11 protein-coding genes are annotated in these 14,158 nt (G+C 54.0%); 7 read left to right on the plus strand and 4 right to left on the minus strand.

Going from position 1 to position 14,158, the window contains the following annotated elements; genetic code table 11:
* On the minus strand, positions 1–2,886 hold the full coding sequence (locus tag IEX96_RS09730) for a bifunctional [glutamine synthetase] adenylyltransferase/[glutamine synthetase]-adenylyl-L-tyrosine phosphorylase (protein ID WP_188873849.1): 2,886 nt from the start codon (positions 2,884–2,886) through the stop codon (positions 1–3).
* A gap of 165 nt (positions 2,887–3,051) precedes the next feature.
* Between IEX96_RS09730 and IEX96_RS09735 the strand changes: the two genes are divergently transcribed.
* Positions 3,052–6,306: a YhdP family protein gene (locus IEX96_RS09735; protein ID WP_188873850.1), complete on the plus strand. Its 3,255-nt coding sequence runs from the start codon at positions 3,052–3,054 to the stop codon at positions 6,304–6,306.
* Between the two features lie 26 nt (positions 6,307–6,332).
* On the opposite strand, the gene tyrS is transcribed toward IEX96_RS09735, so the two are convergent.
* Positions 6,333–7,583, minus strand: coding sequence for a tyrosine--tRNA ligase (gene tyrS / locus IEX96_RS09740; protein WP_150005083.1), 1,251 nt, complete (start codon positions 7,581–7,583; stop codon positions 6,333–6,335).
* A gap of 90 nt (positions 7,584–7,673) precedes the next feature.
* On the opposite strand from tyrS, the gene IEX96_RS09745 reads away from it, so the two are divergent.
* Positions 7,674–8,804, plus strand: a complete 1,131-nt coding sequence (locus IEX96_RS09745) for an anhydro-N-acetylmuramic acid kinase (protein ID WP_188873851.1) — start codon at positions 7,674–7,676, stop codon at positions 8,802–8,804.
* Positions 8,805–8,859: 55 nt separating this feature from the next.
* On the opposite strand, the gene IEX96_RS09750 is transcribed toward IEX96_RS09745, so the two are convergent.
* Positions 8,860–9,498 (minus strand): alpha/beta hydrolase, encoded by a 639-nt coding sequence (locus IEX96_RS09750; RefSeq protein ID WP_150005082.1) that lies wholly within the window; start codon positions 9,496–9,498, stop codon positions 8,860–8,862.
* 191 nt (positions 9,499–9,689) lie between these two features.
* Between IEX96_RS09750 and IEX96_RS09755 the strand changes: the two genes are divergently transcribed.
* From IEX96_RS09755 to IEX96_RS09775, 5 genes are all read left to right on the plus strand, one after another.
* The gene (locus tag IEX96_RS09755; RefSeq protein WP_150005081.1) at positions 9,690–10,841 is read left to right on the plus strand and encodes a cysteine desulfurase family protein; all 1,152 of its coding nucleotides are present in this window, start codon (positions 9,690–9,692) and stop codon (positions 10,839–10,841) included.
* Positions 10,842–10,865: 24 nt separating this feature from the next.
* Positions 10,866–12,026 (plus strand): cysteine desulfurase family protein, encoded by a 1,161-nt coding sequence (locus IEX96_RS09760; protein ID WP_150005080.1) that lies wholly within the window; start codon positions 10,866–10,868, stop codon positions 12,024–12,026.
* 16 nt (positions 12,027–12,042) lie between these two features.
* A complete protein-coding gene (locus IEX96_RS09765) occupies positions 12,043–12,360 on the plus strand; it encodes a 2Fe-2S iron-sulfur cluster-binding protein (protein ID WP_150005079.1) in 318 nt (105 codons plus the stop codon).
* A gap of 15 nt (positions 12,361–12,375) precedes the next feature.
* On the plus strand, positions 12,376–12,711 hold the full coding sequence (locus IEX96_RS09770) for a TfoX/Sxy family protein (protein WP_150005078.1): 336 nt from the start codon (positions 12,376–12,378) through the stop codon (positions 12,709–12,711).
* A gap of 74 nt (positions 12,712–12,785) precedes the next feature.
* A complete protein-coding gene (locus IEX96_RS09775; protein WP_150005077.1) occupies positions 12,786–13,427 on the plus strand; it encodes a glutathione S-transferase family protein in 642 nt (213 codons plus the stop codon).
* Here the strand turns inward: IEX96_RS09775 and IEX96_RS09780 are convergent.
* Entirely contained in the window at positions 13,424–14,152 is a 729-nt protein-coding gene (locus IEX96_RS09780; RefSeq protein WP_188873852.1) for an SDR family NAD(P)-dependent oxidoreductase, read from the minus strand. The two genes, IEX96_RS09775 and IEX96_RS09780, sit on opposite strands and share 4 nt — an antisense overlap.
* Positions 14,153–14,158: the final 6 nt, after the last annotated feature.

A 14,158-nucleotide genomic window follows, 5' to 3' on the forward strand; every position in this document is an offset into this window, starting at 1 on the left:
TTATGCGATATTTCTCTCGATTATCTTATGATAGAGAGCAAAAACACGCGCCTGCATATCCAGCATGGATTGCCGCATATCCTCAAATCGTTCAAAAGCCGTCGCTCGCGCCAAGGCCGCCCGCAATTCCGGTACGAATCCGTCTTCATCAGGATTATCGCCCAAGGTCAAGCGTAACAGGCTTTGTACCGCGTGATACAAACTATGGGCCTGTTTGAGAACCCGTCCATCATCTGGATCAAGAGCCTTTGCCGTGACCAGGTGATCAAGACAATCATCCAGACGAGGCGTGAAGATTTGTGGATGGCGCGCCCCTTCGCGCAGGAGTAAATATTGCACGATGAATTCCAGATCCATCAGCCCGCCCCGCACATGCTTCAGGCTCCATGGGTTGGTAACAGGAAATTCTTGCGCCAATCGTTGCCGCATTTCAGCCACGGCAGGCAGCAGGGCTTTTTGATCGCGCTCAGAGGTCAGCGTTCGGGTAATGGCCTGCTGAACCTTTTGCGCAAGATCGTCGGGTGTTGCGGTTACACGGGCGCGGGTGAGCGCCATATGTTCCCATGTCCAGGCGGCTTCGCGGTAATAATCGACGAAGGTTTGCAAGGTCACCACCAATGGCCCTGCAGATCCAGAGGGGCGCAAGCGGGTATCCACCTCCCATAAGCGCCCTTCCAAAGTGAGAACCGTAATGGCAGTGACCAAAGCCTGCCCAAGCCCACTATAATAGCGCGACGGACTGACGGCCTTGGGGCCGCTTGAAAGGGTGGCCCCTTCCTCTACGGAATAAAGAAAAACGAGATCCAGATCCGATCCGAATGATAATTCCCGGCTACCGAATTTTCCCATAGAAACAATGCATAAGGCACCTTCTTTGAAAGTCCCGTGGCGCTTTTGATAATCGGCTTCGACCAAAGGCAACAATTCGGCAAGTACCGCATCGGCAAGATCGGTCATGGACAGGCTGGTTTCGCGTACATCAGAGATGGCCTCCAACGCCTGCACACCAAGCTGGAATTTACGCTCGTCCGTCCAGCGGCGCACCATATCCAGAACATCCTGATAATCCCGCGCCCGCTTTAATGTGCGGCGCAAATCGTCGCGCAGCTCTTCGCGGGATGGAAGCGGCGCGAAAAAGGTGGGGTCCAACAAGGCATCAACCAATTGTGGACGCTTGGCCAGATTTTCCGCCAGAGCCGGAGCGATCCCCATGATGCGGGCGATCAGACGAAACAGTGATGGATTGGAATGGAATAATGAAAAAAGCTGAATGCCAGCAGGGAGTTGTGACAAGAAGCTATCAAACCGTGTGAGCGAGCGGTCCGGCTGTGCGGTTTTGGAAAAAGCCTCCAATAAGGGCTTGAGTGTCTTTTCCAAAAGCCCGCGTGCCCGTGCTGTACGCAAAGAGCGATAGCGGCCCCGCCGCCAGCCTTCAATCAGCGCAGCCATCGTGGTTGGTGCTTCAAAGCCAAGTTGTTCCAGCAAGGCAATAAGCTGCGCTTCATTAAGGGTTGTATTCCCATCCGGGCTATCGGGGAGAAGCTGGTCATAATGGGTGCTTACCCGATCAAGATGCGCCTTCAAGCTGCGTGTCAATGCCTCGACACTGTCGAAACCGGCAAAACAGGCAATGCGCTTTTGTCCGTCATCCTGTTCGGGCAGGGCATGGGTTTGGGCATCGTCAACCATCTGCAAGCGATGCTCAAGCTGACGCAAAAAACGATAAGCAGCCGCCAGATCATTACGGACGGGTTCAGAGATGCGCCCCATCTCCAAAAGCGCATCCAAAGCCCCCAATGTTTGGGGAATGCGGAGAAAAGGCTCGCGGCCCGCTGCGATCAATTGGTGGATTTGCGTGTAAAATTCCACCTCCCGGATGCCTCCATATCCCAGCTTCACATCAAACCCCGCCAGCTTGAAGGCTCCATGATGATGATGGCGGTGGATTTGATTCTTGATACCGTGAATATCTTCTATGGCCGCAAAATCCATTGATCTGCGCCAGATGAAAGGACGCAAGCGCTCCAGATAGGCGGCACCGGCACGATGATCTCCGGCGCAGACCCGCGCTTTGATCATGGCGGCGCGTTCCCAGCTTTGGGCGGTGCTTTGATAATAAGATTCGGCGGCCCCCACCGACAAAGCCAGTGGCGTTGCACCGGGGTCCGGGCGCAAGCGCAAATCCGTGCGGAAAACATAGCCATCTGCAGTGCGGCGTTCCAGAATGGTCACCAGATCCCGCGTCATTTTGATCATACAATCGGAAAGCGTGCGCTTGCCTGTATAGTGCACCACGTCTTCATCATAGAGAACGATCAGGTCGATATCGCTGGAATAATTCAGCTCATAAGCCCCTAATTTCCCCATAGCGAGCACGAAATATCCCGAATTGTTTGTCTGGTTTAGCGCAGTTTCGCTTTCCCATGATGCAAGCTCACCTTGTACAACCCGTTGCGATAAAAGATGCTCTACTGCCAGATTGATACAGCGATCTGCAAAGCGCGAAAGGGCAGAGGTAACATCTTCAAGACCCCAGTATTTTCCGATATCTGCTGCCGCAATCAAAAATGAAACACGGATTTTAGACTTACGTAAATGGGTCATGAGCTGATCCATAGATATGGATCTGTCACAGGCTTCTAGAGCCTCCATTTCCTGCTCGAACAGGGCATCGGCAGATTTCAGCATCAAATCGGCCATTATATCCGGCGCAAGATGCAAAGATCGCGCAAGATACGGGCTGTTTCCGGCCAGTGCATAGACCAAGGATTTGGCCTTGGGCGTGCACAGGGCGTCTAACTGTTCTTCGGTCAGTTGGGCGTTCAAAAGTGCGTCATATTCGTCTGCCGCTTTGCCCACATCAAAAGGCAGTGCTATGCCTGACATTGCGTATCCTGTTTTTTTGAAGACTATTCATGTGTGATGCCCAATCCTCGTCATAATCCACACGCAAAGCCATGGGCGAGAGCGATTAGAATGCGCGGTCCCCTCTCTTGAGGTCAAGACATGTGCAGGATGGGGAAACTCTGTACGGGCGATAAGGACAAAATCGTGCGACGTTGGCTGAAACGCTGTGCCTATCTGATATGTATCGTGGCAGCCCTGGTGGTGTTGGCAACGGGCCTGTTGCTTGCCCGCTTGGCCATGAAACCCTTGTCTTTAGAACTTTTTGCTGGCCGCCTCTCTCAATATACCGACGATCTGATGCCCGGAATCGACTTCGATTTTGCAAAAATCAGCCTTTATTGGGATAGGTCAACCAATCGGCTCGAGATCGTTTTGAACGATGTGGCGCTGGATATGGATGGTGCCGCGGACAAGACGGGACTGAAGGATGATATCAAAGGCAATGAGGCCCGTCTTCCACGAGTTTATCTGGTGTTGAAGGCAAAGGCCCTGTTAAAGCGGCAAGTGCGCCTGACCCAAATCGTGATCACCCGGCCTGATGTGCGCGTTCGCTGGTCGGCCAAAGCGATTGAAACGCTGTTGGAAGGACCATCGGGCAACAGCACCCTTGATCTTGAACTGGATGCACCGGGTTTGCTTACCGAGATCATCAATGCGCTTTTAGCCCCCGATGCGCTGGCTTCAACCTTTTCGACCCTCGATCATGTGGCCGTGGATGGCGCTCATGTCACTTTGGTGGAAGACGCCTCGGGGACCACTTGGCTGATGCCGGAAACGCAGCTGCAATTCCGCCGCGCCCAATCCCAGGCCCTGCATGTTTCCGGGCGCGGCACCTTGATGACGCAAGGGGATTCTCAAGCGGGCCAGCTCGATTTTGATGCAACGGTGTTTGGGCAGAAAGGCCGGCGACAACTTGACGTCAAGCTGTCGGACTTGCGATTGCCTTTGCTGGTTGACGGGCTGGATATCCTGCCTGTTCTGGCTGGCATAGATATGCCGCTTGATGGCGATATGCGCATTGATCTATCGGCAAAACCGGACCGATCTTTGGTATTTCTTCTGGATGCCCATGCCAAAAAAGGGCAGGTGGCATTGGCCCCTTGGTATCCGGAACCCCGGCCTTTTGATGAAATTTCCACTTCGGTCTTGTTCGATAGTACGCAAAGAGCGCTTGAAATAACCGGCCTGTCTGCCCGGTTTGCCGATACGGAAATGTTTGTTTCCGGCACCATCTTCCCGCAGCAGGACCGGCTGTCCTTCATTGCCCTTAAAGGTGGGTTTTCTGCCCTTGGTGTGGATGATCTGAGCCATTATTGGCCCCGCACGGTTTCAAATGGCGGGCGCGAATGGATCGAACGCAATTTGGAAAGCGGCCGGATTTCTAATGGGGAATTGACGTTTCTCCATGATGAAGAAGCACATGCCGACGAGAAAGCCGGGCTGCAACTGGATTTTCAGTTCGATCAATTGGTCGCCCATGTGTTGCGCCCCATGCCGCCCATCTTAGGAGCCAAAGGGCGCGGCCGTTTGACGGATCGGGGGCTGACCCTGCATATCGAAGGGGGAGAGGCCGATGGCCTTCCGGTGGCGGGATCGCAAGTGGTACTGTCAGGCTTTGGAAAATCCGAACCCACTGCCGCTGATATCCAGCTGAAGATGTCCGGGGCACTTCCCCAAATCTTGCGGCTGATCGATTATGAACCATTGGGGTACACCACAGCCTTTGGGCTTGACCCCGATAGTTTGAGCGGCAGAGGGGATCTTGTTGCCTATTTGACATTCCCACTGGTGAAAAGTCTCTCGCTGAATGATGTGGGCATTGCCATTGATGCCACCGTGGGCGACTTGATGTTGCCCGATATTTTTGCCGCCACTCCTTTGACCGAGGGGCAGCTTGCTCTCAAAATCGACCGTGAGGGGTTGCAGGCATCCGGTACGGGCACTTTGGGTCCGGCATCCCTGCATATCGATTGGGATGAACGCTTTTCCCCGCCACCGGGTGACTTATCCTCGCGCTTTGATATTTCCACGGTGCTAACGCCCGAAAGCCTGAAAGCTCTGCTTTTCGATCCCGATCCGTATCTTGAAGGCCCGATTCCCGCCAGCATCCAGCTAATGGGCCGTGGACCGGATATTCAGCGGGGGCATATTGATCTGGCATTGGATAAGGCACGCCTTTCCCTTGCGCTGATGGACTGGGAAAAACGACCCGATAACAAAGCCACGATGGGATTTGATCTGGATCTCTCCCAAGATGGCAAGGTGCTGATCAACCAGATGAAAATTCAGGCTGCCAACGACCATTTGTTCGGGTCCATGCAATTTGATGAAGACGGGGTTTTTCAATCGGCGCGTTTTGACGAGATTGTGCTGGGTGAAAACCGCCTTTCTGCCGATCTGAAGGCGCAGAATGATGGCTTTACCGCCCAAATCAAAGGGCCTGTGTTTGATCTGCGCCCCGCCTTGTCCACTTTGGGGGAAAAGCTGGAAGCGAGCGGTGCTCCGGCGATGGGTGGCCGCCCGCCCATTGTCTTTTCCGCAGACTTCGAGAGTGTCTTGTCCTTATCGGATATCACCTTCTCCAATGTACGGATCGATGCCCGGCATACAGGGATGAACTGGGCCAAATTCCATCTGGATGCGGAATTGGGGGCGGATGACGCCGTAAAATTACGGCTCGACAGCGCGGGTGAAGGAAAAGAACGCAGCTTTGGGCTGGAAGCGCAAAATGCGGGGTATGTCTTGGCGGGCATGGGGCTGTTTGACAATGCCGAGGGTGGGGCCTTTACACTGGATGCCACATTAACGGCAGCGGGCACTCCTCTTGCCGCAAAAGGGCGGGCGGATCTTCGCAATTTCCGGATTGTCCGAGGGGAAACCTCGGATGTCACAATTGAAGAGGGCGCCGCAAGTCAGCTTGACCAATATATCGGCAAGAATGGCTTGTTGTTCAATCAGATGCGCGTGCCTTTTACCCTAAGCAACGGCATTGTGGATATTGAAGGTGCGCGCGCCAGTGGCCCAAGCCTTGGGCTGACGCTTGAAGGCCAGATTGATGAAAAACTGGAGCGGGTGAATATGAACGGTATCATCGTTCCCGCTTATCGTTTGAACGCGTTGCTTGGAAATATTCCGCTCTTGGGGGGATTGTTTACCGGCGGTAAGGGAGGCGGCATGTTTGCGCTCTCTTACCGGATCAAGGGGAGGGTGGCCGACCCCACAATTTCTGTGAATGCGCTCACGGCCATTATTCCGGGGATTTTAAGGAAGCCCTTTGAAGGCAGCAAAGGCACCCTGGATAAGGTAGAGCCAGATGAAGAAGAGCCTTCACCAGAACCCGATATTGAGTCTGATGAAGGCCTTGATGCGGATTTGGAAGAGCCGCCTTTATTTCATTGATAATATGGGTATTTTATACGCTTATGTCAGGACTTCATCACCAAAGCATGGCGCTTTTTTCCTGCCGATAATTTCACCACATCGCCATCGAAATCCGATGCCGTGATCTGATAGGCTTCGTCGGAAATCGGCACATCATTGAGGCGCGCCCCATTTTGCGCAATCAAGCGCCGCACTTCTTTGCGGGATGCAGCAAGACCCGCATCCACAAATAGATCAAGCACGCCCAAGCCCGTATCAACGCGTGCCCCATCAATATGCACGGTTGGCAATCCTTGCGAGCTTGCCCCTTGTTCAAAGGTTTCTGTCGCTGTTTTGCCAGCCTGCTTTGCGGCCTCTTCCCCGCGCGCCAAGCGGGTTGCTTCAAAGGCGAGGATTTTCTTGGCCTCGTTGATTTCTGCGCCGTTCAAGGCTTCCAATTTGGCAATTTCACCAAGATCCAATTCCGTGAACAGACGCAAAAACCGCCCCACATCCGCATCCGGCGTGTTGCGCCAGAATTGATAATAATCATAGGCGGGCAGGGCTTCTTCATTCAGCCATACAGCACCAGAGGCCGTTTTGCCCATTTTCGAGCCATCGGATTTGGTGATTAGCGGGCTGGTAAAGCCCAGCAATTCCCGGCCTTCCATGCGGCGGCCAAGCTCGATCCCATTGATGATATTGCCCCATTGATCCGAGCCGCCAAGCTGCACACGGCAGCCATATCGGCGGGCCAATTCAACGAAATCATAGGCTTGCAAGATCATATAATTGAATTCGAGGAACGTCATGGGGGTTTCACGTTCCAGCCGCAGCTTTACCGAATCGAAAGTCAGCATACGGTTGATGGTGAAATGGCGGCCCACATCGCGCAGGAAGGGTACATATTCCAAGCCATCCAGCCAATCGGCATTGTTCACCATGATGCCGCCGGTTTCACTGTCATTGAAATCAATCAACCGGGAGAAGATGGTTTTGATCCCTGCCATATTCCGGGCGATATCATCATCCGTCAGCAGTTTTCGGGCATCATCGCGGCCTGTGGGGTCACCGATACGGGTGGTGCCACCGCCCATCAAAGCGATGGGCTTATGCCCGGTTTTCTGCACCCAGCGCAGCATCATGATCTGCACCAGCGACCCAACATGCAAAGAAGGGGCGGTGCAATCAAAGCCGATATAGCACGGCAGTATTTGTTTTTGCGCCAAGGCATCAAGGGCTTCGGCATCGGTTGCCTGAAACAAAAAGCCACGTTCATCAAGAACGCGCATGAGATCTGATTTAAAACTCGCCATCGGGTGTCGATCTTGCCAAATATTGTGGGGGTAAAAAACGTGCAGCCATCTAACATGGTCTGCAGCCCCGAGGCAATGAAAGGACATCACATGGCAGACAGAGCAGGCAGGGCGAAGCCTTATCTGGCTCTTGGATTAATGAGCGGCACCTCCCGCGATGGGATTGATGCGGCTCTTGTCCGGACCGATGGCCGTCATTTTGTCGAGCCGGGGGAAACGCTTTTTTTGCCTTATGATTCTGCCTTTCGTGCGCAATTGGCACAGGCTGTGGAAAAAGCCCGTCTTTATGGAATGGAAGCCGCAGCAGATCTGCGTGATGTTGAAAAATCCCTTACGGATTTTCATGCCAAAGCCGTTGATGCATTGATAGAAAAAGCTGTTCTAAACCCCGAAGCTATCGACCTTATCGGCTTTCACGGTCATACGGTTTATCATGCCCCCCAGCAGCAATTGACATGGCAATTGGGTGATGGCCAAGCTCTTTGTGACACTACAGGAATTGCGGTGGTGGGTGATTTCAGGAGCAATGATGTGGCCCAAGGCGGAGAGGGTGCGCCTTTGGCACCCGCTTATCATAAAGCCCGACTGAGCAATGATGACCGCTGCTGCCCGGCTGTGGTTCTCAATATTGGCGGGGTATCCAATGTCACATGGATCGGGGCAGATGAAGAACCGCTTTTGTCTTTTGATTGCGGCCCCGGAAATGCCCTGATCGACGATTGGATTCTTGCCGAAACAGGATACGCCTTTGATGAAGGCGGGAAGATCGCCGGAGCCGGAGATGTGGATGAAAATATCGTCCTGCAATTGATGTCGGATTCGTTTTTCATGCAAAATCCGCCAAAATCTTTGGATCGGGATGCCTTCGCATCGGAAGGGGTGCGCGGATTATCCACGGAAGACGGGGCCGCAACATTGACCGCTTTCACGCTTGAGGCCATCAAGGCGGCCCAAGAGCATTTCCCCAGACCGCCGCAATGCTGGTATGTTACCGGCGGAGGACGCTTTAACGAAACACTGATGGACGGCTTGCGTCAGCAGCTTCATGGGCATGTGACGACGGTGGAAAGCCTTGGCTGGAATGGTGATTTTTTAGAGGCCGAAGCCTTCGCCTATCTGGCGGTGCGCAGCGTTGAAAATCTGCCACTAAGTTGGCCCGGCACCACCGGCGTTTCAAAACCCGTAACTGGCGGGCAGCTTTTCAGACCGCGTCTGAAATAAAGAATGAAAGGCCATCCGGGGGCATTGGCTATCCCCCGGATGATAATGGTTTTATTCAGCCTAGGCGCTTGTCGAGATAGGCGTTCACCTCGCCGATCATTTCTTCCAGTTTTCCTTCGAAGAAATGGTCGCCACCTTCGATGATGGATTGATCGATGGTGATGGCTTTTTGCTGTTTCAGTTTTTCAATCAGCTTTTGTACCGAAGCCGGTGCGACGATATCATCTGCCGTGCCCTGAACCATAAGGCCCGAGGACGGGCAAGGGGCCAGGAACGTGAAATCATATTTATCCGCAGGGGGGGCAACAGAAATAAAGCCCTGAATTTCAGGACGACGCATCAGCAATTGCATGGAAATCCATGCCCCGAAGGAAAAGCCGGCAACCCAAGTGGCGGGGGCATCGGTGTTGAAGGTTTGCAGCCAATCCAGCGCGGCCGCGGCATCAGATAGTTCGCCAATGCCATTGTCGAATTCGCCTTGCGACCGGCCTACGCCTCGGAAATTGAAGCGCAGCGTTGCAAAACCGCGTTGGGCAAAGGCATGAAACAGGTGGTACACCACTTTATTGTTCATGGTGCCGCCAAATTGCGGATGAGGATGCAAAATCAACGCAACCGGGGCATTGGGGGTTTTACCGGGCTGGTAACGGCCTTCAAGACGGCCTTCGGGGCCGTTAAAAATCACGTCAGGCATAAGGGGGTGGACTCTCTCCAGTAGGGGCTAATTCGGGGAATCGCCCCAAAATTCCGGGCAAAGGGGCAAATGCCCCTGATCAGGCCTTTATATAGCCCCAAACAGCCCCTGCGCAAGTAATCGGCTTATTTTGTCACTGAAATCGGATATTTGCCTTTGAAATATGGCCATGGGCGTGCCATTTCAAACCCATGACAAAAGATCGCCTCTATCTTGATTATAACGCCACTGCTCCGGTTACAGCTGCGGCGCGGGCCGCTGCTTTGGATGCCATGATGCTTATGGGCAATCCGTCATCCGTGCATCAGGAAGGGCGCGCGGCAAAGGCGTTGGTTGAAAATGCCCGTGCAGAGGTGGCAAGCCTTCTGGCTGCCCGACCGCGCGATATCGTTTTTACATCTGGCGGGACGGAAGCCAATGGTCTTGCCCTCAAGGGGCTTTATGCCGGGTCGAAAACATATCGGCGGCTGATTGTTTCCGCCATCGAGCATGACAGCGTTCTGGCTTCAGCACGTGCGATAAATTCAAATGTGCAGATATGTCCGGTGCATACCACTGGGGTGGTAGACCTCGCAGCCCTTGAGGAGCTTTTGGCGCAATCGTCAGAGCCGGCCATTGTTTCGATCATGCTGGCCAATAATGAAACCGGCATCATTCAACCTATTGCCGATATTGCCGAGAAAGTGCAGGCTTCTGGTGGGGTGCTGCATTGTGATGCGGTGCAGGCAGCAGGGCGTATTGCCCTTGATTGCATGGCCTTGGGTGCGGATTGCATCAGCCTTTCGGGGCATAAACTTGGTGCCATGAAGGGCGTGGGAGCCTTATGGGTGCGCCCCGGCCTTGCGATTGCGGCGCAAGCGGTTGGTGGCGGGCAGGAATTAGGGCGGCGGTCCGGCACGGAAAACCTTCCCGGCATTGCCAGCTTTGGCGCAGCGGCCCGTGAAGCCTTGGCGCATCTTGACACAAATAGCGCCATTGAAAAACGCCGCAATGATCTGGAAGCGGCCATCATTGAAAATGCACCGGATGCTCTTGTTTTCGGGCAATCGGTGCCGCGTATTGCCAATACCAGCGCCATATATATGCCCGGCATGTCGGCAGAAACGCAGGTGATGACCTTTGACCTTGAAGGGATCGCCATCAGTTCCGGCTCTGCTTGTTCATCGGGAAAGGTGCGGGCAAGCCATGTGCTCAAGGCGATGGGCTGTGATGATACGCTTTCCAGCCAAGTGATCCGCGTTAGCCTTGGCCGCAACACCAGCGATGCAGATGTGGCGCGTTTTGTATCTTGCTGGTGCAGGCTTTACCAGCGCAGTCAACGCCGGTTGGGGACTTTGGTTTAATCTTTCACGCAAAGAGATGGTATCATGGCACCCAAAACCCCTGTCTATATGGACTATCAGGCCACCACGCCCCTGGACCCCAAGGTGTTCACAGCCATGCAACGCTGGTTTGTCGAGGGCTTTGGTAATCCTCATTCCAGCACCCATCGCTATGGGTGGGAGGCAGAGGCCGCGGTTGAAGAAGCGCGTAAATCTGTAGCCGGGCTTATCAATGCAGATGCAAAATCGGTTTTCTTCACATCGGGAGCAACGGAATCCAATAATTTGGCCATCAAAGGTGTGATGGAGGCGTTAAGCACGCAAAAACCTCATCTGATCATACCGGTGACAGAGCATAAATGCGTGGTGGAATCCGCGCAGGCCGCCGCCCGCCATGGAGCGCGGATCACCTGGTTGCCGGTGAAACCCGATGGGCTTATCGATCTGGATCTTTTGGCTCAGGCATTAAGCGACGATACGGCGCTTGTGTCTGTGATGGCGGTCAATAATGAAATTGGCGTGATCCAACCGGTGGCCGAGATCGGGGCGCTGTGCCGCAAGGCCGGGGTCTATTTCCATTGTGATGCGGCGCAGGCATATGGAAAAATCCCGCTGGATGTGGACGGGATGAATATCGATTTGATGAGTATTTCGGGCCATAAAATTTATGGTCCCAAGGGTATCGGGGCCATTTATCTGCGTCGGGCGCGGCCACGGGTGCGCTTTGTGCCGCAAATGTCGGGTGGTGGGCAGGAAGGGGGCGTGCGCTCCGGAACCTTGTCTCCGGCTTTATGTGTGGGACTGGGGCAGGCTGCCAGCATAGCCAAAACCCGGATGCAGGCCGATCAAGCGCATATCGATCATTTGGCCAAGCGCTTTCTTGATCCCATTGAACAGGCGTTCCCGCAGGTGATTTTGAACGGTGATCGCCACGCGCGTTTTTGGGGCAATATCAATCTCAGCTTTCCCGGGGTGGACGGGGACCTTTTATTATCCTCGTTACGCGATCTGGCTGTGTCGTCGGGGGCGGCCTGTGCCTCGGCCACTTCTGGCCCGTCCTATGTATTGGAAGCCATTGGCCGCAGCCGCAAAGATGCCTTGTCCTCCATCCGTTTCGGAATCGGGCGCTTCACCACGCCGGAAGACATTGATTTCGCCGCTCGAACGGTTATCACAGCCCTTACGGAACTGGGGTGGGACAAGTAGGAACATGGGTAGGCGCATGGTAACACTCACCTTCGTTTCCAGCGACGGCAAGGAAAGCCGGACTGTGAACGCCCCCATTGGCATATCGCTGATGAAGCTGGCGCATTTTGAAGGCATCGATGTGGAAGGCGCATGCGGCGGCAATCTGGCCTGTTCCACCTGTCATATGATTTTTTCCGAGGCGGATTTTGCCCGCCTGCCACAAATGGGCGCCGATGAAGATGATCTGCTGGATCTTGCCCCCAATGTTACCGCAACATCTCGCTTGGGGTGCCAGATCACTGTCAGCCCCGAGCTTGATGGTTTGACCATTCATTTACCCCCGGCATCCTAGAACGACAGGCGCATTATGGCCGTTTCATCGGAGTTTTTAGAGCTGTTGAAAGAACGGATGGAGCCTTTGGGCATCATTCGCAGCAAGCGCATGTTTGGCGGCGTTGGCTTTTATTGCGATGATCTGTTTTTTGCCATCGCCATTGATGATGCGCTCTATTTGAAAGTGGATGATGAAAACCGCGACCGGTTTGAAGCCGAAGATCTAAAGGCATTTCACTATCCCAAGAAGGACGGCACCTTTGCAACCATGTCTTATTATCAGGCACCGGAAAGTGTTTTGGACGATGCGGATGATATGGAAGAGTGGGGCCGTTTGGCGCTGGATGCTGCCTTGCGGGCACGTGCATAAGCGCGCATGATGCTTGGCATTTCCAGAAATCTTCCCAAAAACCTTCCCTCAAAATCATAAAAGGTCAGGCACATATGATTACGCTTCATCATTTAAGCGATTCCCGCTCGCAACGCATTTTGTGGCTGCTGGAAGAACTGGGTGTTCATTATGAAGTGGTGCGCTATGAACGTGATGCGCAAACCCGCTTTGCACCAATTGAACTGGCCGCCATTCATCCGCTGGGGAAATCGCCGGTTATTGTGGATAATGGCACGGTGATCGCAGAATCCGGTGCCATTGTGGATTATTTGACGCAGCTTTATGGCAAGGGCGCTCTGACCCCACCTCAAAACAGCGCGGCCTATTGGGAGCATCAGCAATGGATGCATTTTGCCGAGGGCTCGGCCATGCTGCCATTTTTGCTGGGACTTTATTGTGGAAAACTGGGTGAGGCTGCAGCCCCTTTACAGCCGCGCATCGCGGGCGAGATGGACAAGATGCTGGGCTATTTGAATCAGGCCCTTGAGGGGAAAGACTGGATCATGGGCGACAGGCTCAGCGCCGCTGATTTCATGCTCAGCTTTATTGGGGAAATCGCCGCCAGCAGCACAGGCCTTGGCAGCTATCCCCATATTGCCGCTTATTTGAAACGTATTCATGCCCGCCCGGCCTTTAAACGCGCCTTAAAAGCCGGTGGTCCGTATATATTCGCCGCCAGCAGCAACGACGCTTAAGAGGCTTTGGCCCAATCCTTATAATGAACGATTGTGCCGTTTTTCGTATAATCCGGGCAGGCCATTTCCACGAAAAGCGGTGCAATATCGGCGGGCTTTGCCAAAATATCCGGATCTTCTCCGGGGAAGGCTTTGGCGCGCATGCCGGTGCGGATGGGGCCGGGATTGATCAGATTCACCCGAACATTGGTTTTTGCACATTCTGCCGCATAAATTTCGGCCATTTTTTCCAAAGCGGCTTTGCTGGTGGCATAAAGCCCCCAATAAGGAACCGCTTTATGGGCCGCCCCAGAGGTTACAAACAGGGCCCGTCCGGCATCGGATTGGCGCAATAGCGGATCAAGGCTGCGGATCAGCCGCCAATTGGCTGTCACATTCACCGCCATCACCTTGTTCCATTCCTTGATATCCAAATGCCCAAGGGGGGAAAGCGATCCCAGCAAGCCTGCATTGCCCACCAAAATATCCAATTTTCCCCAGCGTTCATAAATGGCGGCACCCAGCCGGTCGATGGCGTCATAATCGGTCAGGTCCACCGGCGTCAGGGTGGCTTCCCCGCCCAAAGCGCGGATGTCATCGTCCAGTTCTTCCAAAGCGCCAACGCTGCGGGGGCGGGCAATGGCAATAATATGCGCCCCTTCCGATGCCAGCGCCTTGGCCACGGCATATCCAATACCCCGCGAAGCGCCAGTGACTACGGCAAGGCGGCCTGTCAATCGTCCCATAAAGAT

Origin of the sequence: Iodidimonas muriae (assembly GCF_014647255.1) — a bacterium.
Classification (GTDB): domain Bacteria; phylum Pseudomonadota; class Alphaproteobacteria; order Sphingomonadales; family Rhodothalassiaceae; genus Iodidimonas; species Iodidimonas muriae.